General features: G+C 45.4%; 20 protein-coding genes. 12 read left to right on the top strand and 8 right to left on the bottom strand.

Features of this window, described 5'->3' with window-relative positions:
• Both LT679_RS05130 and LT679_RS05125 read left to right on the top strand, forming a co-directional pair.
• The gene (locus tag LT679_RS05130; protein WP_232176175.1) at nt 1–1,251 is read left to right on the top strand and encodes a competence/damage-inducible protein A; all 1,251 of its coding nucleotides are present in this window, start codon (nt 1–3) and stop codon (nt 1,249–1,251) included.
• Nucleotides 1,252–1,295: 44 nt separating this feature from the next.
• Nucleotides 1,296–2,672 (top strand): dihydrolipoamide acetyltransferase family protein, encoded by a 1,377-nt coding sequence (locus tag LT679_RS05125; protein ID WP_232176173.1) that lies wholly within the window; start codon nt 1,296–1,298, stop codon nt 2,670–2,672.
• A 5-nt stretch (nt 2,673–2,677) separates the two neighbouring features.
• Here the strand turns inward: LT679_RS05125 and LT679_RS05120 are convergent, their stop codons facing one another.
• Nucleotides 2,678–3,604: an energy transducer TonB gene (locus tag LT679_RS05120; protein ID WP_232176171.1), complete on the bottom strand. Its 927-nt coding sequence runs from the start codon at nt 3,602–3,604 to the stop codon at nt 2,678–2,680.
• 129 nt (nt 3,605–3,733) lie between these two features.
• Between LT679_RS05120 and LT679_RS05115 the strand changes: the two genes are divergently transcribed.
• The 8 genes from LT679_RS05115 (at nt 3,734) to LT679_RS05080 (ending at nt 13,390) form a co-directional block, all read left to right on the top strand.
• Entirely contained in the window at nt 3,734–4,375 is a 642-nt protein-coding gene (locus LT679_RS05115; RefSeq protein WP_232176170.1) for a C40 family peptidase, read from the top strand.
• A 128-nt stretch (nt 4,376–4,503) separates the two neighbouring features.
• Nucleotides 4,504–6,894 (top strand): penicillin-binding protein 1C, encoded by a 2,391-nt coding sequence (gene pbpC, locus LT679_RS05110; protein ID WP_232176169.1) that lies wholly within the window; start codon nt 4,504–4,506, stop codon nt 6,892–6,894.
• A gap of 44 nt (nt 6,895–6,938) precedes the next feature.
• On the top strand, nt 6,939–7,649 hold the full coding sequence (locus LT679_RS05105; protein WP_232176168.1) for a 3'-5' exonuclease: 711 nt from the start codon (nt 6,939–6,941) through the stop codon (nt 7,647–7,649).
• Nucleotides 7,649–9,340: an ABC transporter ATP-binding protein gene (locus LT679_RS05100; RefSeq protein WP_232176167.1), complete on the top strand. Its 1,692-nt coding sequence runs from the start codon at nt 7,649–7,651 to the stop codon at nt 9,338–9,340. Before LT679_RS05105 ends, LT679_RS05100 begins: the two co-directional genes overlap by 1 nt.
• Nucleotides 9,341–9,444: 104 nt before the next feature.
• Nucleotides 9,445–11,580: a ribonuclease R gene (gene rnr, locus LT679_RS05095; protein ID WP_232176166.1), complete on the top strand. Its 2,136-nt coding sequence runs from the start codon at nt 9,445–9,447 to the stop codon at nt 11,578–11,580.
• Between the two features lie 13 nt (nt 11,581–11,593).
• The gene (locus LT679_RS05090) at nt 11,594–12,568 is read left to right on the top strand and encodes a polyprenyl synthetase family protein (RefSeq protein ID WP_232176164.1); all 975 of its coding nucleotides are present in this window, start codon (nt 11,594–11,596) and stop codon (nt 12,566–12,568) included.
• A 16-nt stretch (nt 12,569–12,584) separates the two neighbouring features.
• Complete coding sequence (locus LT679_RS05085) at nt 12,585–12,986, top strand: energy transducer TonB (protein ID WP_232176162.1); 402 nt, start codon at nt 12,585–12,587, stop codon at nt 12,984–12,986.
• Between the two features lie 5 nt (nt 12,987–12,991).
• Complete coding sequence (locus tag LT679_RS05080) at nt 12,992–13,390, top strand: energy transducer TonB (RefSeq protein ID WP_232176160.1); 399 nt, start codon at nt 12,992–12,994, stop codon at nt 13,388–13,390.
• Between the two features lie 86 nt (nt 13,391–13,476).
• On the opposite strand, the gene LT679_RS05075 is transcribed toward LT679_RS05080, so the two are convergent.
• Nucleotides 13,477–14,484, bottom strand: coding sequence for a 3'-5' exonuclease (locus LT679_RS05075; protein ID WP_232176158.1), 1,008 nt, complete (start codon nt 14,482–14,484; stop codon nt 13,477–13,479).
• Between the two features lie 138 nt (nt 14,485–14,622).
• Here LT679_RS05075 and LT679_RS05070 point away from each other — a divergent pair, with 138 nt between their 5' ends.
• Complete coding sequence (locus LT679_RS05070) at nt 14,623–16,602, top strand: DUF3857 domain-containing protein (protein WP_232176156.1); 1,980 nt, start codon at nt 14,623–14,625, stop codon at nt 16,600–16,602.
• Between the two features lie 8 nt (nt 16,603–16,610).
• On the top strand, nt 16,611–18,518 hold the full coding sequence (locus LT679_RS05065; protein WP_232176154.1) for a DUF3857 domain-containing protein: 1,908 nt from the start codon (nt 16,611–16,613) through the stop codon (nt 18,516–18,518).
• Between the two features lie 72 nt (nt 18,519–18,590).
• Here LT679_RS05065 and bioB read toward each other — a convergent pair whose 3' ends face one another.
• The 6 genes from bioB to ribD all read right to left on the bottom strand — a co-directional run bounded on the left by bioB (nt 18,591) and on the right by ribD (nt 23,671).
• On the bottom strand, nt 18,591–19,610 hold the full coding sequence (gene bioB, locus LT679_RS05060; RefSeq protein WP_232176152.1) for a biotin synthase BioB: 1,020 nt from the start codon (nt 19,608–19,610) through the stop codon (nt 18,591–18,593).
• Between the two features lie 24 nt (nt 19,611–19,634).
• Nucleotides 19,635–20,984, bottom strand: a complete 1,350-nt coding sequence (mgtE, locus tag LT679_RS05055) for a magnesium transporter (protein WP_232176150.1) — start codon at nt 20,982–20,984, stop codon at nt 19,635–19,637.
• 86 nt (nt 20,985–21,070) lie between these two features.
• Nucleotides 21,071–21,349 (bottom strand): hypothetical protein, encoded by a 279-nt coding sequence (locus LT679_RS05050; protein ID WP_232176148.1) that lies wholly within the window; start codon nt 21,347–21,349, stop codon nt 21,071–21,073.
• An 89-nt stretch (nt 21,350–21,438) separates the two neighbouring features.
• Entirely contained in the window at nt 21,439–21,942 is a 504-nt protein-coding gene (locus tag LT679_RS05045) for a DinB family protein (protein ID WP_232176146.1), read from the bottom strand.
• Between the two features lie 49 nt (nt 21,943–21,991).
• Nucleotides 21,992–22,606, bottom strand: a complete 615-nt coding sequence (locus LT679_RS05040; RefSeq protein WP_232176144.1) for a YigZ family protein — start codon at nt 22,604–22,606, stop codon at nt 21,992–21,994.
• Nucleotides 22,607–22,615: 9 nt separating this feature from the next.
• Nucleotides 22,616–23,671 (bottom strand): bifunctional diaminohydroxyphosphoribosylaminopyrimidine deaminase/5-amino-6-(5-phosphoribosylamino)uracil reductase RibD, encoded by a 1,056-nt coding sequence (gene ribD / locus LT679_RS05035; protein WP_232176142.1) that lies wholly within the window; start codon nt 23,669–23,671, stop codon nt 22,616–22,618.
• Nucleotides 23,672–23,690 lie beyond the last annotated feature (19 nt).

The raw sequence follows: 23,690 nt of genomic DNA, 5'->3' as shown, positions 1-23,690 counted from the left end.
ATGCTGGCAGAAATTATTACCATTGGCGACGAGATACTCATAGGGCAGATTGTTGACACCAATTCCGCCTGGATGGCGCAACGCCTGAATGAAATAGGCGTACGCGTGAAGCAGATATCATCCGTGTCTGACGATCGCGAGCATATCCTGAAAGCGTTTGCTGAAGCTACCGGTCGTGCTGATATCATCCTCATCACCGGCGGCCTTGGCCCCACAAAGGATGACATTACCAAAAAAACGCTTGCCGAATATTTTGGTGTTGAACTTGTTGAAAGCGAAGTGGCATTAAACAATGTGCTCGAAATATTTAAACGATATAACAGGCCGCTGTTAGATACTAACCGCCAGCAGGCATTGGTGCCTGCCAATTGCGAGGTAATCAATAATAACAACGGTACGGCACCGGGCATGTGGTTTAACCACAACGGCAAGGTATACATGTCGATGCCGGGCGTGCCTTTTGAGATGATGTATATGATGGATGAGCAGGTGCTGCCAAAAATAAAGGCAACCTTTAAGCTTTCAACCATTATACATAATACCATATTAACGGTAGGCGAGGGCGAGTCGTACCTGGCGGAACGTATTGCCGATATTGAAAACGAACTGCCACCCTATATTAAGCTGGCTTATCTGCCAAAACTTGGCCAGGTGCGTTTACGCATAAGCGGATATAGCGATGGCGACGAAACGCTTTTACAGCAGCAGGTTGACGCTTTTACTAACCGTATTGCCGAACGCGTGAGCAATGTGGTGGCCGCACGGGAAGATATCCCGCTGGAAAAGGCTATCCTGAACATGATGACGGAACGCGGGCTTACACTATCAACAGCGGAAAGCTGCACCGGTGGCTTTCTATCGAGTTTGCTTACCCAGCATGCAGGTTCGTCAAAGGTATTTTTGGGGGGAGCGGTATCTTATTCCAACCAGCTTAAACAAAGTATACTGGGCGTAAACGCAGCAACCATCCAGCAATTTGGCGCGGTAAGCGAAGAAACGGTTATCGAGATGGCTAACGGCGCGCTTAAAAATTTCGCGTCAGACTATGCCATTGCCGTAACCGGCATTGCTGGCCCCGATGGAGGTACGCCGGATAAGCCTGTAGGCACGGTTTGGATAGCAGTAGTAACAGCCTCTAAGCAGTTAGTTAAAAAGTTCACCTTCAGGGGCAAGCGTCAGCAAAACATCGAACGCTCGGCCATCAGCGCCTTGGGCATGTTAAATACTTTACTTAACGATAAGGTAATTTAATCGCAGATTTAGTTATTTTTGACCGATCAACTGTTATATCATATATGGCTAAATTTCAGTTATTGCTACCTAAAATGGGTGAAAGTGTTGCCGAAGCGACTATTGTGAAGTGGGTGAAAAAGCCCGGCGACACCGTAGAAGCCGATGACACCATAGCCGAGATTGCTACAGATAAGGTAGACTCCGAAATTCCATCTCCGGTAAGCGGTAAACTTGTTGAAATATTGTTTAACGAGGATGACGTGGTAGAGGTGGGCAAGGTAATAGCCATTATTGAAATTGAAGGTGAGGAAACTGCCGTTGAAACACCACAGCAACCCGCACCACAACAGGAAGCATCGCCTGCGGCAGAGCAGCCTGTACAAACGCCTGTTCAGGAACAGGAAAGTTACAGCATACCGGGTACCGATCAGTTAGCACAACGCGAGGTGCAAGCTGCGCCTTCGATATCATCATCCGTACGTTTTTATTCGCCGCTGGTGCGCAACATCGCGGTAGCCGAAGGAATAACTAATGAAGAATTAGATAGCATTCCGGGTACCGGTGCGGATGGCCGTTTAACGAAGGACGATTTGATGGCTTACCTTGAAAACCGCGCTACAAGTGGCAATCAGCAGGTTCAGCAGCCACGTGCCGCACAGCCACAGCCAGTTCCTCAACCTGTCGCTAAACCTGTGTATACTTCACCGGTAGGTACCGCATCTACATCGGGCAATGAGGAGATCATTGAGATGGACAGGATGCGCAAACTTATTGCCGATCATATGGTAATGAGTAAGCAGGTATCGCCACACGTAAGCTCATTTGTTGAGGCCGACGTTACCAACCTGGTAATGTGGCGCGATAAGATTAAGAACAGCTTTGAGCAGCGCGAGAAAGAAAAAATTACCTTTACACCGATTTTTGTTGAAGCGGTGGTAAAAGCTATTAAGGATTTTCCGCTTATCAATGTATCGGTAAAAAATTCGCAGATCATCCGTAAAAAGGATATCAATATAAGCATGGCTACCGCATTACCAAGCGGAAACCTGATAACGCCTGTTATAAAAAATGCCGATCAGCTGAACCTTGCAGGCTTAACCCGTGCGGTTAATGATCTGGCCAACCGTGCCCGTAATAATAAGCTTAGTCCGGACGATATTAAGGATGGAACCTTTACCATTACCAACATAGGTACATTTGGTAACATCATGGGTACGCCTATCATCAACCAACCGCAGGTAGCCATTTTGGCTATTGGCGCTATCAAAAAAAAGCCGGCTGTTATTGAAACCCCGCAAGGAGATATGATCGCCATCAGGCAGATGATGTACCTTTCGTTATCATATGATCACCGTGTGGTTGATGGTATGCTGGGCGGCTCGTTCCTTAAACGAATTGCAGATTACCTCGAAAACTGGGACGTTAAGCGCGAGGAATAAACACGTTAATGTATTGCGAAAGGCAGGCGGTAACGCATGTCGTGGTCCTCGCCGGTTTTGTTGGTGAAACGGGCTTCGCTCATTACCCGCACGGCTTCTTCATCGCAGCCATGGCCAAGTCCCTTTACAACGCTCAGATTTTTAGGTTTGCCATCTTTATCAACCGTGAGTTCAACAGTAATCCAGCCGCTTACATGCTCCTTTAAGGCGCTTTCGGGGTATTTAATTTTTGCATAAAGCGCTTTTTCTCCGCCTATCAACTCAACCGGCGATTCCTCACGCTGTTCATAGCTATAATACAAACCTTCCGGATTGGGATTACGCTGTTGCGTGGGCACTTTATATTTAATGTTCCATTGCTGCAGGTAAGTTTCTAACGGCGGTAAGCCAATTTTTTTACGGCGAATGTTCACACCAGCTTCATCAGCAATAGGATACAATTTTACGCTGTTACCCATTTGCCAAAGCTGGGTGCCATATACCTGTTTTTCATTCTGCCCGGTTTTTACACGGTCTATAAGCAAAGCCAGTGATCGCCATGCAAGCTCGCCCCGGTTAGCGGCTTTAGTCATAACCGGCAGGTACTTGCGCTGCGTTTCGGCATCGCTATGTTGTATCACCATAAAAGCCAGCGAAGCGTTTTGCTTGCCAACAAGTGATTTGCCCGGGTAGCCATATTGGTCAATTATGGCGGTTATCCGGCTGGTGTTCTCAATGTCGGCCTTGCCTTGCAGACGCATTAAGGAGTCAGTTTCCGGTGAATCCCAGCCATGTAAATCGGCAGCTTTTTTGGTCGCTACGCGGTAATACTGATCGGCGTTATATATATCTTTTATCTCTGCAATAAGCTTTTTGTTAAGCTGTTGTGCTGATGCGTTGCTAAAATAGCCTATGCAGGCTATGGCAATGTAAAGTGATAACTTTCGGTTCATGTTGATTAGATCGCCTTGTTTACAAAAAGTTACTTAACTTATTTATATTTCCCCGACTATAAAACTAACTTTGGGATACTGTATCGTTTAAGCCTTACAAAGCGTAAAGCTAAAACAAACTTTAATACAATGGCATCACTATCAACGGGTAAGCCGTTATTTATATTTGTAATATCAGCTTTTATACTGTCATCATGCAGTAGCATAAAAAAAACGCAGCGCCCGGTTTATGGTAACAATGGCGGAGTGATTGTACAGCCCACAGGCCCTACCATAAAACGCATGGGGCCATACGTAATGGAAAAGCCGGATAAAGATGACGCGGAGAAATATTCGGCCATAATGGGTGTTAAGAAAAGCGATATAAAAAATGGCCGTTTATACAGTTTTTTAAATGAATGGATGGGCGTGCCTTACAAATATGGTGGCCTTGAAAAGGATGGTATAGATTGCTCAGGCTTTGTATACCGTTTACAGCAGGAGGTTTATGACATTGAGAACATGCCCCGCTCAACAAACACGCAGATCAACTTTATCAAGCGCAAGTATGAAGAAGAATTAAAGGAAGGCGACCTGGTTTTCTTTGACTTCGACGGCCGTCAGTTCAGTCACGTCGGAGTGTATCTGCAAAACGGCTACGTAGTACATGCCAGCACCCGCAAAGGCATAATGATTATTAAACTTAAAGACCCGTACATGTACAAGTACTTTTCGCGTGGGGGATCTGTTTTAGTAGAGCGCGAAGGGGATACGGAAAGCAGCGGCAGGTGAGAATAACTTGATGTTTAATCAATATTTTATCTATATAAGCTTGTCGAAGGGTGCGTGTGTGGGGAAGAATAGTTCACTGATGCTTTGACAAGCTCAGCATGACAAAAAAATAGTAAGTTAGCCGCTGCATGGCAAAGCATCCTATACTTAAATGGCTCAGCAAACCCAAACGCCTCATGGCGTTAGCCGTGTTGCTTATCCTGCTTGTTCTCTTCATCTTTTGCCTGCCCAAGCCACTGTTTAATAAACCAACCTCGTATGTAATTGATGATGATAAGGGGCAGCTTTTAGGCGCATCCATAGCGGCCGACGGGCAGTGGCGTTTTCCTTATAACGATAGTGTTCCAGAAAAATTTAAGCAGTGTATTATCACCTTTGAAGACAAGCGTTTCATGTATCATCCGGGGTTTGATCCGTTGGCATTTGGCAGGGCCGTCAACAGGAGCATTAAGGCTGGTCATGTCACCAGCGGGGGCAGTACATTAAGTATGCAGGTTATCCGTATGGCTACCAACCACCGGCGTACCGTATGGAACAAACTGATCGAAATATTTATGGCCCTGCGGCTCGAACTTGGTTACAGCAAGGACGAGATACTGGCTTTATACGCAAGTAACGCGCCATTCGGCAGTAATGTTATCGGGCTCGATGCCGCTTCTTGGCGTTATTTCGGGCGCAGTCCGGATAAGTTGTCCTGGGGAGAAATGGCAGCTATGGCCGTATTACCCAACGCACCGTCGCTGGTGCATCCCGGAAAAAACAGAACAGTGCTGCTCAAAAAGCGTAATAAGCTCTTAGATAAATTGGCATCCGAAGGGATAATAGACAACACTACCGCCAACCTCGCCAAACTTGAACCTGTTCCTGACAGGCCCGTTGCTTTACCGCAAACTGCCCCGCACCTGCTGCAGGTGTTCAAGGCCGATTACAGGCGTAACCATACCGCGGGAGACACCAGGATAAAAACCACTGTTAAAGCCGATCTGCAACAGCAGGTAAGTAACATTCTGGAACGGCATCACCAGGTACTTCGGGCTAACGATATTAACAACATTGCCGCCGTGGTGCTTGATGTGGAAACCGGCGCGGCACTGGCTTATGCAGGCAATATCTTCCATCCCGGCGAAGGCCAGCTGGAAAGTGATGTTAACGTCGTAAACGCACCGCGTAGTCCGGGTAGCACACTAAAGCCATTGCTTTACGCTGCCATGCTGAACGACGGGTTTATATTGCCCAACAGCCTGATACCGGATGTACCTACGCAAATAGCCGGTTACCATCCCGAAAATTTTGATTTGGGTTATGACGGGGCGGTTACGGCATCGAAGGCGCTTTCGCGCTCGCTGAACGTGCCCGCGGTTAAAATGCTGCAGCAGTATAAGTATGAGCGGTTTTATGATTTTTTAAAGCAGACAGGCATCACCACTTTAACCAAACCCGCCGATCACTATGGCCTCGCCCTGATATTAGGTGGGGGCGAAAATACCTTATGGGAGCTAACCGGTAATTATGCCGCTATGGCGCGTGTACTTAACCACTACAACAGAAATGGAGGTAAGTATAATCCTGCCGATTGGCATCACCCGATTTACTCTGTAACCGAAAAAGCAAAACCTGAATTGCAAAAGAATGGCCTGCTTGATGCAGGCTCCATCTATTATACCCTGCAAGCCATGGAAGAGGTAATGCGGCCCGGAGAGGAGTTATTATGGCAGCAGTTCAGCTCGTCGCAGCGCGTTGCCTGGAAAACGGGCACCAGCTTTGGTTTTCGCGATGGCTGGGCCATTGGCGTTACGCCAAAATATGTGGTTGGTGTTTGGGTGGGTAATACCGATGGCGAAGGCCGGCCGGGTTTAACGGGTATAACTACCGCGGCACCGGTTTTGTTTGATATTTTTAAGCTGTTGCCTTCGGCGCGCGATTGGTTTGAAATGCCCGTGCGCGATATGGTGAAGATTAGTGTTTGCCCCGAAAGTGGTTACCGTGCAGGGCAGTATTGCGACCATGCAACCGAGCAGTGGGTACCGCGCGGCGGCCTGAAAGCAAAGGTTTGTCCGTGGCACCAAATGGTACACTTGTCTATGGATGGAAAATGGCAGGTAACTACCGATTGTGAAACACCGGAGCGAATCCAAAACAAAGGCTGGTTTGTGTTACCGCCATCTATGGAGTATTACTATAAATCAAAAAGCTATCAATATCAGTTACTGCCTCCTTTCAGGGCCGGTTGCACACAGGAGAATGTGAACCCCATGGAAGTGATCTACCCTAAAAACGGCGCAAAGGTTTATGTGCCGTTAGAGGCTGATGGCGAGCGCGGGCGTATGGTCTGCAATGCGGCACACCGTGAGTCAGGCGTAAAAATATATTGGCACCTGGATGATAAATATGTAGGCGAAAGCCATGATCTGCACCAGATGGCGCTCAACCCGTCTCCCGGAAAACATAAGCTTACGCTGGTTGACGCCTACGGCAATACCACCGTTATAAATTTTGAGGTGCTGGATAAGGATAAGTAAAACCGGGGCGAATGCTTATCTTGGCAGTAAAATTCTACTAACTGATGCTTGAGCAGTACGATCTGTATAACATAATGGTGCTTGATATTGAAACCGTGCCACAATACGCGAGTTTTGATGAAGTGCCTGGAAACATGCAAAACCTATGGGATGCCAAAACCCAGTATCAGCGTAAGGATGAAAGCGCGGCGGCTTTTTATGAGCGGGCGGGTATTTGGGCTGAGTTTGGTAAGATAGTTTGTATCTCGGTAGGTATTTTTACCGGCGGACAAAGGGTTGGCCTGCGTATCAAATCCTTTGCCGGGCATGATGAAAAAGAGTTGCTGCATGACTTTGCCCGCTTGCTGAACAGCCAGCCGCCTAACCAGGTACTTTGCGCGCACAACGGCAAGGAATTTGATTTCCCGTATATCTGCCGCCGTATGCTCATCCACGGCATTAAGCATCCATCACAGTTGGAACTATCGGGTAAAAAACCCTGGGAGATAAACCATATTGATACAATGGACCTGTGGAAGTTTGGCGATTATAAAAATTATACCTCGCTAAGCCTGCTTACGGCTATTTTTGATATTCCCACCCCAAAGGATGATATTGACGGCAGCCAGGTTGGCCATGTGTACTGGGTTGAAGATGAGTTGGAGCGTATTTGTACTTATTGCCAAAAGGATGTGGTGGCTACCGCGCAACTGTTGAGACGCTTTCGCGGCGAACCATTAATTCCTGATGAAAATGTAACTATTGTTGGCGGCTGATGCTTAGGGTTGAGGACTTACATATCAGCTTTAAAACGCAAAATAGTTTCTTTGAAGCGGTGAAAGGCGTCTCATTCCAAATCAATAAGGGTGAAACGCTGGGTATAGTAGGTGAGTCCGGTTCAGGTAAATCCATTACCTCGCTGGCCGTGATGCGTCTTTTGGATAAGCAGGCGAAAGTGCGCGGCAAAGTTTGGCTGAACGATCAGGATATATTTGAACTTGCCGAACGCGATATGCAGCAAGTGCGCGGCAATCGCATGGCCATGATTTTCCAGGAACCCATGACCTCGCTTAACCCGGTGCTTACCTGCGGTTTCCAGGTGGCTGAAGCCATAATTACCCATCTTAATAAATCCAAAGCAGGAGCGCGCGAAGCGGCAATCGCTTTATTTAAAGAAGTACAGCTACCCCGGCCCGAAGCTATTTTCGATAGCTATCCGCATCAGCTTTCGGGCGGGCAAAAACAGCGCGTGATGATCGCCATGGCTTTATCCTGTAACCCTGAATTACTGATAGCCGATGAGCCTACTACCGCGCTGGACGTGACCGTACAAAAGAACATCATTGAGCTGCTTTTAAAGTTGAAAAAAGAACGGGGCATGAGCCTCATCTTCATCTCGCATGATCTGGGGGTAATACGGTATATAGCCGACCGCGTGTTAGTGATGTATAAAGGTGAGGTAATTGAAGAAGCACCGATAGAACAATTATACAACGCCCCTGAAAAAGCCTATACTAAGGGCCTGTTGGCTTGCCGGCCATCGCCGCACAGGTTGCTGAAAAAACTGCCTACCGTTGCCGATTTTTTGCAAGCAGGTGATGAGCTGTGTGTTAAAGAGATGTGCGGCCGCTACGCTTACGAGCCAGGCGAGTTGTATGCACGACGGCAAGAGCTTTATGCTAACGAACCTATCCTCAAGGTTGATGGATTAAGCACCTGGTATCCGGTTAAAAAGGGGCTGTTTGGCACAAGTCATGAAGTGATCAAAGCGGTAGATGATGTGAGATTTGACGTTTTCCCCGGTGAAACATTGGGGTTGGTGGGTGAGTCGGGTTGTGGTAAAACCACACTTGGCCGCAGTATTTTGAGGTTGATTGAGCCTACAAAAGGCAACTTAAGTTTTGAAGGTATTGATTTATGCAGCTTAAGCAATACCGAAATGCGCCGTATGCGTCGGGATATACAGATCATTTTTCAGGATCCGTATTCATCCCTTAACCCGCGGCTATCCATAGGGCAAGCTTTGCTTGAGCCGCTACAGGTTCATCAGCTATATATTAACGATGCCAACCGGCGTCAAAAAATAAAGGAAGTGCTGGAAAGGGTAGGCCTTCTGCCGCAACATGTTAAACGTTACCCGCACGAGTTTTCGGGCGGGCAAAGGCAGCGCATCGTTATCGCGAGGGCATTGGTATTACAACCTAAATTCATTATCTGCGATGAGTCGGTTTCCGCGCTGGATGTATCCGTGCAGGCGCAAGTGCTTAACCTGCTTCGCGATTTGCAGGAAGAGTTTAAGCTGAGTTACATCTTCATCTCGCATGATCTGGCGGTGATTAAACACATATCCGACCGTATGATAGTCATGAACAAAGGGCGTATTGTTGAGCAGGGTTTTCCGGAAGATATCTATAACAATCCTAAGGAGGAATATACACGTTCACTTATATCTGCTATTCCGGATTAACAACATACCAAAACACTTTAGCTATATTTGAGTGTTAAACAGATTGGACTGTTTAATTAACTGACCGATCACTGAACACTTAAGTGTGTTTCGATATCTACTTTATGTCAAAAAAGAAAAGTAATTCTACCATAAAACAAGTGCTCACACAAATGGTGCTGGGCGTATTTGAAGAGAACGGCAACACGCCGTTAAACTATAAACAAGTATCGGCTAAATTAAATGTGCGCGATCCTGAATCGCGTGATATTATTTTGGAGATTCTGAAAGAAGAATCAAAAAAAGATACCATTAAGCAAATATCCCCGGGAAAGTTCCAACTGCTGGAGCTTAAAACTTTTGTTGAAGGTAAGGTGGATATGACTAATGATGGCTCCGCCTTTATAGTTACTGACGACGAAACCGAAGACGATATTTTTGTGGCTCCGCGTAAGCTGCGCACAGCACTTAATGGCGACCGTGTAAAAGTTTACGTTTATGCCAAAAGCAAAGGCCGCCGCAAGGAAGGTGAGGTGATTGAAATACTGGAACGCCGCAAAATGGAGTTTACCGGTATCTTAAAACTATCACAGCACTATGCCTTTTTAATTCCGGACGACCGGAAAATGCTGCATGATATTTTTATTCCGCTGGAGCAACTTGACGGTGCCCGCAACGGCGAAAAAGCGGTTGCCGAGATAACCGATTGGCCTGCCGGTGCCAAAAATCCGGTAGGCAGGATAAAGCACATCCTGGGTAAGCAAGGCGAAAACGATACCGAGATGAACGCCATATTGGCGGAGTATGGTTTCCCGCTTTCATTCCCCGCAGAAGTGGAGCAAGAGGCGGAATCCATTACTGAAGCTATCACCGAGGAAGAGATCGCCAAACGCCGTGATTTCCGGGAGGTACTCACCATCACGATTGACCCATACGATGCCAAGGATTTTGATGACGCCATATCCTTTAAAAAACTGGAGAACGGCAACTACGAGGTTGGTGTTCATATAGCTGACGTAGCACATTATATAGAGCCCGATTCCGCATTGGATAAAGAGGCTTTTGAGCGCGGTACTTCGGTTTATCTGGTTGACAGGGTTATCCCAATGCTGCCCGAAAGGCTATCAAACGGACTATGCTCGCTTCGCCCTAACGAAGACAAGTTGTGCTTTGCTGCGGTTTTCGAGCTGGATGAAAACGCCAATATTGTAACCGAATGGTTTGGCAAAACGGTAATCCACTCTAACAGGCGCTTTACTTACGAGGAAGTACAGCAAATAATTGAGGACAAAGCAGGTGAATACAGCGAGGAAATACTAAAACTTAATGAACTGGCCTACATTTTACGCGATCGTAAATTTAAAGCAGGCGCTATCAGCTTTGAAACAACCGAGGTTAAATTTAAGCTGGATGAGCAAAGCCGGCCAATTGGTGTGTATGTAAAGGAGCGTAAGGATGCGCATAAGCTGATTGAAGACTTTATGCTGCTGGCTAACCGCAAGGTGGCTGAATTTGTTAGTAAAAAAGGTAAGGGCAAACATAAGTTCACTTTTGTTTACCGCGTTCACGACGCTCCTAAGCCCGAAACCCTGGCCAGCTTTGCGCAATTTGCGTCGCGGTTTGGCTATAAAATAAATACCAAGAGCGATAAGGAAGTGGCCCGCTCACTAAACCATTTGATGGAAAGCGTTGAAGGTAAAAAGGAGCAGAATGTGCTTACCCATTTGGCCATACGCTCAATGGCAAAGGCAATTTACACTACAAAAGGTACCAGTCATTACGGCCTGGCCTTTGATCATTACACCCATTTTACCTCACCCATACGCCGTTACCCGGATGTAATGGTGCACCGTTTGCTATTTCATTATTTGAACGGTGGCCAGTCGGCCAATGCCGAGCATTATGAAAAGCTGTGCGTACATAGCTCCCAAATGGAGAAAAAAGCTGCCGATGCGGAACGTTCATCCGTAAAATATAAACAGGCTGAATACCTGGCCGATCAGGTGGGCAATACTTACGCGGGTATCATATCCGGCGTTACCGAGTGGGGCATGTATGTAGAGATCATTGAAAACAAATGCGAGGGCATGATACGCCTGCGCGATATAAGCGATGATTTTTATACTTTGGATGAAAAGAATTACGCCATCATAGGTCAGCGCAAGAAGAAGGTTTACCAGCTTGGCGACGAGGTGAAAGTTAAGGTAAAGAACGTTGATTTGACAAAAAAGCAAATTGATTTTTCATTAGTGCAGGAGTAATTATATTTGCCGGGTGAAGAAACTTGCCGAACTGCAGGATATAATATCCGAAGCGCTGAACCGCTATACCTTACCTGCACAACCTGCCGAACTTTATGAGCCGATACGCTACATCCTTACGCTGGGCGGCAAACGCCTGCGCCCGGCACTGGTGTTAATGGCTTGCGATATGTTTGGCGGCGATGTTGAGGCGGCCGTGCAGCCTGCGTTGGCTATTGAGGTGTTCCATAATTTTACGCTGATGCATGATGATATTATGGATAACGCCCCTTTGAGGCGTGGCAAAGCTACGGTGCATGAAAAATGGAACAGCAATATCGCCATCCTTTCTGGCGATGTAATGATGGTGGAGGCCAACAAGCTGATGATGCAGGTTGATGACCGCATACTGCGCCCGGTGCTGGATATTTTCAACGAAACCGCCCAGGGCGTATGCGAAGGCCAGCAGTATGACATGAACTTTGAGCAGCACAACACCGTTGCCGTTGAAGAATATATCGACATGATTCGCTTGAAAACGGCCGTGCTGTTGGGTGGTGCTTTGCGCATTGGCGCGCTTATCGGCGGGGCAAGCATTGCAGATGCGGAGAACATTTACCACTTTGGCGTTAACCTGGGTATAGCCTTCCAATTGCAGGATGATATTTTGGATGTCTATGGCGACCCGAAAAAATTTGGCAAGCAGGTAGGTGGTGATATCCTCTCCAATAAAAAAACATACCTGCTCATCAAGGCCCTTGAACTGGCTAAGAACGATGACGCGATCAATTTACATTACTGGCTCGCCGCACGTACATATGAGCCTGCCGAAAAGGTAGCCGCTGTAACCGAGGTTTACAATAATCTGCAAGTAAAGCAACAAGCCGAAGAGGCCATGAGTGGCTATGTCGAAAAAGCCTATCAATACCTCACTGCTATCAGCGTAGCTGAAAACCAAAAGCAATTTTTGCAGGAATTTGCCGATGGGTTGATGGTGAGGGATTATTAGTAATACATTTGTGGTTATGAAAAAAACCTTATTCACAGTTTTATTTGCTGCATTTTCGTTAGTGCTTAAAGCACAGGATGCGCCTGAAAGATTGGACTCATTAGGAAGAGAATTAGAGGAACAACCACAAGTTGAGGCTGAACAGCAAGATGTACTACCTATGTATCCGGGCGGCTTAATTCAATTATTTAAGTTCATCGAAAAACATAAAAGATACCGTGGAGTACATGGATTGGTTGAGGTGTCATTCGTGATTGAAAAGGATGGGAGTACAAATGAATTCAGAGCTGTAAAAAGTTTGAGTGAAGACGCAGATCAGGAAGCAATACGTGTTTTGCGTAAAATGCCTAAATGGAAACCGGCAATGCAAAACGGTGAACCTGTCAGATTTGCATTTACTATGCCGGTAAGATTTTAAATAACATGATAAAATTTACAGTTGTCTTTTTAACACTATTATATAGTGCTTCACAGCTAAGCGCGCAAGATAGGCCTAATACCGATACAGTAAAAACGGATAGCGCAGAAGTGTTTTACCCGGTTGAAGTGCAGCCGTCTTTTCCCGGAGGCTTTCCTGCCTTATATAAATTTGTTTCTAAGGGTGTTACTGAAGCTAATGTATCAGGTCCGGGTAGGGTTTTTTTAACCTTCATCGTACAAAAGGACGGTAGCCTCACTGATATTAAGGTTGCTAAAAGTTTAAGCGAAGACGCAGATAAGGCCGCCATAAAAATTATGGCGGCAAGCCCTAAGTGGGAGCCCGGCATATCACGTGGGAAACCTTGTCGTGTTCAATACACCTTACCAATTACGTTTAAATGAAATTGTAATGTCTTGATTAGTTAATAACGTTTCTTCAATCACATAAATAAACAACAAAGGCCGATCATATGATCGGCCTTATTATTTTATCCCTTTTTAAACTTATCAGCTAATAGCTTCAGCATATCATCGTTAACCGGTTTCGCCGGGGTATCATCCTTTTTGGAATAGTTGTTATTCGGCCTGTTGTTTTGATATTGTGGTTTTTGGTAATCCTTTTTTACAAAATTTTGCTGCGCGGGTTGCTGAGGCTTAGGCTGCTGCGGGCGGTTTTGCCTTTCAATAGCTTTTTTGGCGCTCCAGCGTTTATAAATTTCTTCCAGCTTACGTTTAGTATACAGCGGGAAATCGCCCTGCATCATCCAGGAGTAATAGCTTGGCTCGGCATCAAATACATCTTCAACGCGCTTGCCTTTATGCTTGCCAAAGTTGATTACTTCTTCGCCATCCTCGTTGTACACTAAACGGCCTGCAAAATCGACCGGTTTGCTTAGGTTGGTAAATTTGTGCAGCGCCTCAACATCGCCCACAACAGGCACACTGCGTATGCCCTTTTTATCTTCCCATTCGGTGCCATGGTAACGGGCTACCTGCGCTAACAGTACTTCCATGGTGGCACGGGTATCGGCCTCGGCACTGTGGGCATTTATAATATCCTTGCTGCAATAAAACTGGTAAGCCGCCTTTAAGGTACGCTGCTCCATCTGGTGAAAAATGTTTTGAACATCCACAAAATGGCGGTTTTCCAAATCAAACTCTACCTTGGCACGCAAAAACTCTTCCATAAGCATAGGTATATCAAACTTGTTGGAGTTATAGCCGGCCAGGTCACTTTTACCTATAAAGTCGGCAATGTCCTGAGCGAGCGCTTCAAAGGCAGGCTCGTTGGCTATATGCTCATCATAAATGCCATGTACCAGCGACGATTCCAGCGGAATAGGCATCCCTGGGTTAACGCGCCAGGTTTTAACTTCTTCACTATCATCAGGGTGCAGTTTTATAACGGCTATTTCCAATATGCGGTCGGTACCCAGGTTGGTACCGGTAGTTTCCAGGTCAAAAAAGGCCAGCGGACGTTTTAAAATCAATTTCATTGAGGGCAAAGGTCTTAAAAAACTTTAGTTGTTTGAAATTATTTGCGGTTATAAACAACTAATTGGCGGTAAATTATTTGCTTATCCGCTTGATTTAGTATTTTTATGACCGAAAAAACGATCGGACTTTATCACTTCATGAAAAGAAAATTACTCTCCCTGGCTTCGGCCATTTTTGCACTATGTACATCGGTTAACGCGCAGGATTTTGATTACGGTAAGTTCTCCTATGATGAGCTGAACAGCAAGTCCTACAAAAACGATACTTCGGCACATGCGGTAGTGTTGCAGGAATATGGCAACGCGCGCATAGGAGATGCTGACCGTATTACCTTAGAATTTGATTATCATGTTAAGATCAAGATTTTTGACGCCAAAGGATACGCCAACGGCAACATTGAGATACCGATACGTGTAAATTCAAATTCTGGCGAGGAAGTAAGCGAGATTGAAGGCATTACTTATTATACCAACGAAAAAGGCGAAGCGGTAAAGGAGCAGCTAAGCCCCAAAAATGTATTTACGGTGAAACAAAACACCTATTGGAATACGGTGCGGTTTGCCATGCCGGCACTGCACGAAGGCTGCGTTATTGAATATAAATACCACTTAAAAAGCCCTTACATACAGGAGTTCAGGAAATGGGATTTTCAGTCGGATATCCCTAAGGTTTATTCGGAATATAAGGTGCAGTTGCCCGCCGTTTACAACTACAAAATATCGTTACGCGGCGTTTTGAAAATGTTGGAAGGCGGAAAGTACAAGCCTGAACTCGAACGCGAATGTTTCAGCATAGGAGGTATCAAAGCCGATTGCTCCAGGTTTATATTCGCCATGAAAGACATACCGGCATTTAAAGAAGAGGAGTACATGACCTCTAAAAATAATTTTTTGTCGGCCATTTACTTTGAGCTTGAAGATTATACTAACCTGAATACCGGTTCAAAAGTAAAATTGTCAAAAGAGTGGCGGGACGTTGACCGCGAGTTACGGTCTGACGAATCATTCGGTAGCCAGTTAAAAAAGAAAGATTTTTTTAAAGAAAAGCTGATACCGGTATTAGCCGGTAAAACAGCTCCGCTCGAAAAAGCGCAGGCCGTATATCACTTCATCCAGAAAAATATAAAATGGAATCATTTTTATGCAATTTACAGTTTTGACGGCATCAGGAAAGCCTTTGAAAAGCATACCGGTAACGTAGCCGATGTTAACCTTGCTTTAGTGGTGGCGCTTAAAAGCGCCGGATACGATGCTGAGCCGGTTTTAATTTCAACCCGCGAGAATGGTTTTATCACCAAGCTCTATCCTGTGCTTACTGAATTTAACTACCTGATTGCAAAAATCGATATCGAAGGTAAAACTTACTTTCTCGACGCTACCGACCCGCTGCTTGGGTTTGGTACCTTACCAATGCGTTGCATGAATGACCAGGGCCGGGTGTTTAGTCTGGATAAACCATCGTATTGGGCTGACATTACTAAACAAACCGAAAGCGGCACTTATGTGCTCGATTTTAAATTGCAGGAAAATGGTAAGCTCAAAGGTACTATCAGCAGTATTTTAACCGGTTACGATGCCTACCGCAAGCGTATCGAGATCAGTAAGTTTAATACTGTTGACGAATATGTAGAGAACTATGACGAGCGAATGCCGAGGATGAAGATATTAAAATCAGACGTTAAAAACGTTGATAGTTTAGACAGGGGCGTTATTGAATATTACGAGGTGGAAATAGATTTATACGACAACCTCGACTCAAAAAAATTAACCTTTAACCCGTTCCTACTTCACCGTATAGCTGAAAACCCGTTTAAGCTTGAGGAAAGAACATACCCGGTTGACTTAGGTGTAGCATCAACAGACCGTGTTAGTTTAAACATAGAACTACCGGCGAATTACAAAATTGAGTATTCGCCAAAAAACGTGGGCTTAACGTTGCCGGATAACGGCGGCAGGTTTGTTACCAATTTTGAGACGATAGGTAATAAATTTTCATTTTCGCACATTACACAATTCAATAAACCGGTTTATGCGTCTTCAGAATATCCTTACCTGAAAGAACTGTATAATCAGATCATTCAGGCTCAAAAGGTTGATTTAGTCTTTACTAAAGGGTAATTGCATCAATGAAACGTTTACTTATACTAAGTTTATTTATAGCCTGCGCTGTTACAGCAAAAGCACAGCAAAATTACGATGTATCGTTAATACCCAAGCAACTGCTGCCTTATGCGTCGTCGGTTATCAGGTATAGCGATGAAGTAGTTGAAATTAGTGATATCGGGGCACAAACCCGTCGTATAAAAAAGGCGATCACCATATTTAACAGGAGTGGTGATGAAGACGCGGAGATATTGGTATGGCATGATAAAAATACCTCGATCAAATACATCAAGGGTTTTGTGTACAACAGCTCCGGCAATGTTACGGCAAAAATAAGCGAGCGTAATTTTGAAGATGCTTATGCAGGGAACAATTTCTCGTTATACGAAGATACCCGTGTAATGCACTTTAAACCCGCAGTGGTTGATTACCCTTACACGGTAGAGTATGAGTACGAAACGCGCGATAAGCAAACGCTTTCTTTAGCAAGCTGGATGCCTGCGTCAAGTACCAATACCGCTGTTGAAAAAAGTTCGTTTACCGTTATTTGCCGCCCTAATTTCAACATCCGTTATAAGGAAATGAATTTACCGGCTAAGGTGCAAACAGGTACAAACAAGGATGGTATGGCCACCTACAGCTGGCTGGTAAATAATTTAAAAGCTACCAGGCAAGAGCCATATAGCCCCAATCCCGAAACCTTTTTGCCGATGGTTAAGATTGCACCTGTCAACTTCAGGTATGGTGCTTACACCGGAAGTTTTAATAACTGGAACGAGCTGGGCAAATGGGTGTACAATAGCTTGCTTGTAGGCAGGCAGGCGCTTTCGCCGGCTACAATTGCCAACATTAAAGAGCTTACAAAAGATATTCCTGACGAAAAGCAGCGTGCTAAAAAAATATACGAGTATATGCAGCAGCGTACGCGGTACATTAGCATACAGATTGGTATTGGCGGTTACAGGCCGTTTCCCGCGGATGATGTTGACCGGTTGAGCTACGGCGATTGTAAAGCACTGGTAAATTATACACAGGCCTTGCTGGCAGCAGCTAACATAAAATCATACTATTGCGTGGTGAACGCCGGCAGCCGTAAAGTAAACGTTGATCCTGATTTTGCTACCATAAATGATGGCAACCACATTATTTTATGTCTACCGTTTAAAAATGATACTACCTGGCTGGAGTGCACCAGTCAAAAAATGCCTTTCGGCTATTTGGGTGATTTTACTGATGACCGTACGGTTTTGGCCTGCACGCCTGAAGGTGGTGTGTTGCTGCATACGCCAAAGTATACAGCGGAGAAAAATATACAATTGCGAAAGGCGACGCTTAAGCTTGATTCGGCAGGCGAAGTTTCGGGAAGTATGAAAACTCTTTATAAAGGCACTCAGTACGAAAACCAGGAAAACCTGACTTATGAGTCGCCCGCTGACCAGTTGAAGGAGATAAAAGAAGCCTACGCCATTAATAACCTCGATGTAGGCAAGCTAAAGTTTGAGAAAGTGAAAGATATTAATCCGGAGCTCAGCGAGGAACTACAGTTTAGCGCGCGCGATTACGCGTCTGTAGCTAATAACAAGCTGCATTTCACCCCTAATATTGCCAATAAAACCCGCAGCATACGCGATATACGCAACAGAACAACGGATGTTTGCATACAACGTGGCTATACGGATGAAGATGAAATTGTTTACACGTTACCGGCTGGCAATTACCAATACGAAAAAAAACCGTTATTGATAGCCATAAATAAACCGTTTGGAACATACATGGCCATTATGAATTTAACGGGTAACAAGCTTGTTTACAAACGTACAATTAAACTGATAGACGGTACTTATGATAAGGAAACTTATGCCGACTTAGTGAAGTTTTTTGAAGATGTTGCCGATGCAGATAATTACAATGCCACATTGGTTAAGCAATAGAACTTGAAAGCAAAGCAAAGGCGCGTTAGTGATAACGCGCCTTTTGTATTTATAGCAGTAAGTAAGCTATCGTTAACCGATAACCTCGTTAATGCTCATTTCTTTTACTTCTTTTACCTCGTTAGGTCGGCCGTTTTTGAATGCTTTGCGTGGGGTAAGGCCCAGCAACTCAAACATAGCCATGTCGTCGGCAAATGCCGGGTTAGGGGTGGTAAGCAATTTATCTCCGGCGAAGATGGAATTGGCGCCTGCCATAAAGCAGAAGGCTTGTTCCAATGTGCTCATCTCGGTACGGCCTGCTGAAAGGCGTACCACCGTGCGCGGCATAATAATGCGGGCGGTAGCTATCATACGTACCATATCCCAAATGGCTACGCGCGGCTGATCTGCAAGCGGGGTACCCTTTACCGGTACCAGCGCGTTAATCGGCACTGATTCCGGGTGCTTCGGAAGGTTTGACAAGGTTTTCAGCATCGATATCCGGTCCTCAACCGTTTCACCTAAGCCAATAATGCCGCCGCTGCATACTGTGATCTTGGCTTTACGTACATGCTCCAGCGTTTGTAAACGATCATCATACGTACGGGTAGTGATTATACGCTTGTAATCATCTTCTGAGGTATCGAGGTTGTGATTGTAAGCATATAACCCGGCATCGGCCAAACGCTGTGCCTGGCTTTCGGTAAGCATACCCAGGGTACAGCAAACCTCCATGTCAAGTTCATTAACGGCTTTCACCATATCAATCACCTTATCAAAGTCGCGGTTATCGCGTACTTCGCGCCAGGCTGCGCCCATGCAAAGGCGTGAAGCACCGCCGGCTTTTGCTCTCTCGGCAGCGGCAACCACCTCGTGTTTGGGCATAATGGCATGCACTTCAACACCGGTATTGTAACGCGCCGCTTGCGGGCAATAGGCGCAATCTTCGGTGCAGCCGCCGGTTTTAATTGATATTAATGAACTTATCTGTACTTCTGAGTAGTCCTTATTTTCGCGGTGAATGGTAGCCGCGCGGTAAACCAGGTCAAGCAATGGCGAGTGGTAAATCTCGGCAATTTCGTCCTGTGTCCAGTTATTTCTTACCTCTGTCATCTCTTCAATTTTGATGGTTCAAATTTATAATAAAAGCTTTGAAGCTACCCATAGTGGCAGCAAAAAACCAAAACAATCTGTAAATGTGGTTATTATGATGGATGATGCCACAGCAGGGTCAATACCAACACGCTTAAGTATTAGCGGTATGGATGCCCCGGTAATGCCAGCGATTAGCAAATTACCTGTCATCGCCAAAAAAAGTACTAAACCCAGCATCGGGTTGGCATCATAAAACAAGGCTACTAACAATACGATCAAACCATTGGATGCACCGTTGATCATACCTACTAATAACTCCTTTAAAACGGTACGGTAAGCCTGGTTGTCGGTCAGATCGCTTAACGAGATACGCCTCACCGTAACGGCCAGCGCCTGCGTTGCCGCGTTACCACCCATACCGGCAATAATGGTCATGTAGGCCGACATGATGGGGAGCGCCTTTACCGTATCATCAAAACTGCGGATGATGGATGCCGCAAGGAATGCCGTCCCCAGGTTGATCACCAGCCAAGGCAGGCGGCTTTTTACCGCATCCTGCCAGCTACCGCTCAGTTCTTCATCTTCAGATACACCGGAGATCTTCAAAATATCTTCGGTATTTTCTTCCTGCATTACGTCAATAATATCATCAACCGTAATGCGGCCAAGCAGTTTCATGTGCTCATCCACTACCGGTATGCTGTTGATGTTGTATTGTTGTATCAGGCGGGCAACTTCTTCCTGGTCAACGTCGGCCTGTACATGTACAAACTCCGTCACCACCAGGTCGCGTATCATTACATCATGACGCGATTTGATGATATTTTTGAGCGATACAATGCCTTGCAGAATGTTATTATCATCAACAGCGAATATGGTATAAAATTCTTCCTGTTCTTCTGATTGCTTGATAACGGCATCCAGCGCCTCCATTTTATTCATGCCGATGTTTACCGTAGTAACATCAGTGGTCATCAAACCACCGGCGGTATCCTCGGCATAGCTCAGCAGGGTGCGTATATTGCTGGCATCCTCATGGTCAAGGTCGTCTAATATTTCCTGCTGCTCATCTTCATCAAGCTGGGCAATAATATCGGTGGCAACGTCGTCATCCAGTTCCTCAACTATCTCGGTACGCTTCTCGGGGTCAAGGTTAATTAATATATCTTCCGGGTGATGCTCCTCGTCCATCTCGGCAATAACATCCGAGGCAAAATCAGCAGGGAGTATAGATATAATTTTTTCCTTGGCTTCCTGTGGCAGTTTTTCAAAGAGTATAGCAATCTCCGACGCATGATACTCATTCAGAATTTTCTCTAAATCAGCATCATTGCCTTCTAAGGCGCTTTTGATGCGCTGCAGGTCGGTTTTATCAAGTTCAAAAGATTGCATACCTGCCTAATGTAGCTAAAATTATCTCCTTTATAAAATAAAAAAAGGGCAGTTCTGCTGCCCTTCATCATCTATTTTCGGGTTGGTCAGGCCACTTTTTTTAATTTATAGGAGGTGTTTTCATGATTAATAACCAACTCATTCAGCCCTATTGATTCTACCGTAATACGTTTCTCTCCCGAGCGGTCATAATTGTGCACTACAAGGCATAAGCCTTCATCAGTGCGTATGATCCTGAATGGAGAAACAATACTGCCGGAAATTTTTGAATCTTTAAAATAGCTGATCTTTAAAAGATGACGTACAAAGTCAAACTCAAACCGTTTCTCATTTTCGAGATAGATTCCCAAAGGCAGGCTGTTCATGTTCTTAATGGATAAATAATAGCTTATAAACAGGTACCGCTTTAGCTTTGTTTTATACACTGCAATTATTTTTAGCAAAATTTGGGTTATTAACCAAAAGTGCGGTCATCTGCTGACGGGCCATAAATTGAAGGCACTGGAATATTGTTTAAACGCATGTAAACGGTTAGTTGGCCGCGGTGGTGCACCATATGGTTTATGCTTGATGAAATGCTGTCTCTGCGTGGTTCGCTATGCAAAACGGTTCCGTTGTTTTTAAGCGAAAACGTGCCGACCAGGTCACCATCTTGAATGCCCTTTAACACCTCAATAGCTTTTTGCTGGTTGCTTTTAAAATGATCGACTAACTCGCCGGTAGTCTTAGGTTGAAAGTGGGTATATGTTGCAAAGTCAATATCATTGCCCGATGCGATATGATAAACCCATAACGGTATCTCAGCTACTAACAAGGCGAGGTAACCTAACGCCATCGATTTTTCGTGCGGTCTGTACTCAAATAAAGTTTCAGGTATGCGCTCAAGGCATTTCAATGATGCGGTGTATTCAGCGTCCAACTCATGAATGCTGGCTTTTGCAAAATCAACGTCGTTCATGGTAATGGTTTTTTACTAAACTACGTATTTATGCCCTGTTTGTTTTTGCTTAGTTTTGGTGCAAGAACCTGACCTTCAATCCATCAATGCCGTTTAGCCGGCCGAGCGCTTTATTTACCTGCTGCTGCCTGATGGACAGGATGATGCTACATTGGTTGTCAAAGTTTTGTTCAACAATCTCCAAAGCTTCATCCTTAATAATGCGCATCACGTCATTCATCTGCAAGTAATCAAAGCCGATGCTGTAAACATCATTAACGGTTTTTTGTACGATGGTTGCTTGTTGAATGGCTTCCTCGGTAGCGGTTTTGTAAGCGTTGATCAATCCCGGTACACCCAACAGCGTTCCGCCAAAATATCGCACCACTACAACAAAAACATTGGTGATATTGTGAGAAAGTAAGGTGTTCAATATTGGCCTGCCCGCGGTGCCTGATGGTTCGCCGTCATCATTCAAACGAAAAATGGAACGGTCGGGCGTTAGGCGCAGCGCCCAGCAATGATGGCGGGCTTTTGGGTGCTCGTGCTTTACCTGCATTAGCAATGCCTTAACATCGTTTTCGGATTTTAAAGGAAACATATAACCAATGAATTTGCTGCCGCGATCGCTGAACACGCCCTCGGCCGGTTTTTCAATGGTTTGGTAGGTATCGTCAAAAAGCATTTAATAAAATTAAAAAGCGGTAGCGTTCAGTAAAATCCTCAATCGGTCAGCACCAACAGCTTCTTCTGATTGCAGGTTGCCGCTAATGGTGGGTGCTTTAATACCGCTGATCAGGCTGTTGCTGCCGGTAAATATGCGGGCTTCGTCCCACAAACCTGCCTCAATAAAGCTATTTAGCGTATGCACGCCGCCTTCAATAATTACAGATTGTACATCCTGCATATAAAGCTGGAACATGATGTATTGCGGTACAAACCGGTCAAAATCCTCCAAGGCGATGTATTTAATGTTGCCGTCAATATCCGTTTTAACCTCGTTAAATATCATGGTTTCCACAGATTGATCAAACACGTGCAGCGAATGGTCAAGCTCGAGTTTACGGTCAATAATTACCCGCTTTGGCGATTTACCCTGCCAATAACGTACATTCAACTGCGGGTTATCAATGGCAACGGTATTTTTCCCGGCAAGTATGGCATCTTCTTCGCTGCGCCATTTGTGTACCAGCTTACGCGCTTCGGTGCCGGTTATCCAGTACTGGCATTTATCGGCAGGGGCAAAAAAGCCCTCGTGTGTTTGCGCCCACTTTAAAACAATATAAGGGCGATGTTTTTGTACTCTCGTAAAAAACCGGCGGTTAAGCCATTGGCATTCCTGCTCTAATACACCGGTTTCAACTTCAATACCCGCGGCTATCAATTTTTCGATGCCTTTTCCATCCACCTGCGCAAATGGGTCGCGGCAGCCAACTACTACTTTGGGTATATGGTGCTTGATGATTAGATCGGCACAGGGCGGTGTTTTGCCATGATGCGCGCAAGGTTCCAGGGAAACATAGATGGTTGCCTGTGCTAACAGTTCGGCATGGTTGGGATATTTGGCGATAACACTGTTTATGGCGTTTACCTCGGCATGCGGTCCGCCATAGCGCTGGTGCCAGCCTTCGCCGATAATGGTGTCGTTATGCACGATCACCGAGCCAACCATAGGGTTCGGACTAACCGCCCCGGCACCTAAACCAGCCAGTTGCAGGCAACGCTGCATATATTTTTGATGCCCAAGCATGGTGCAAAAGTAGCTTTTA

Source organism: Mucilaginibacter roseus (assembly GCF_021215455.1).
GTDB lineage: Bacteria > Bacteroidota > Bacteroidia > Sphingobacteriales > Sphingobacteriaceae > Mucilaginibacter > Mucilaginibacter roseus.
The sequence above is the reverse complement of the archived record's forward strand: the minus strand, read 5'-3'. Positions and strand labels throughout refer to the sequence as shown.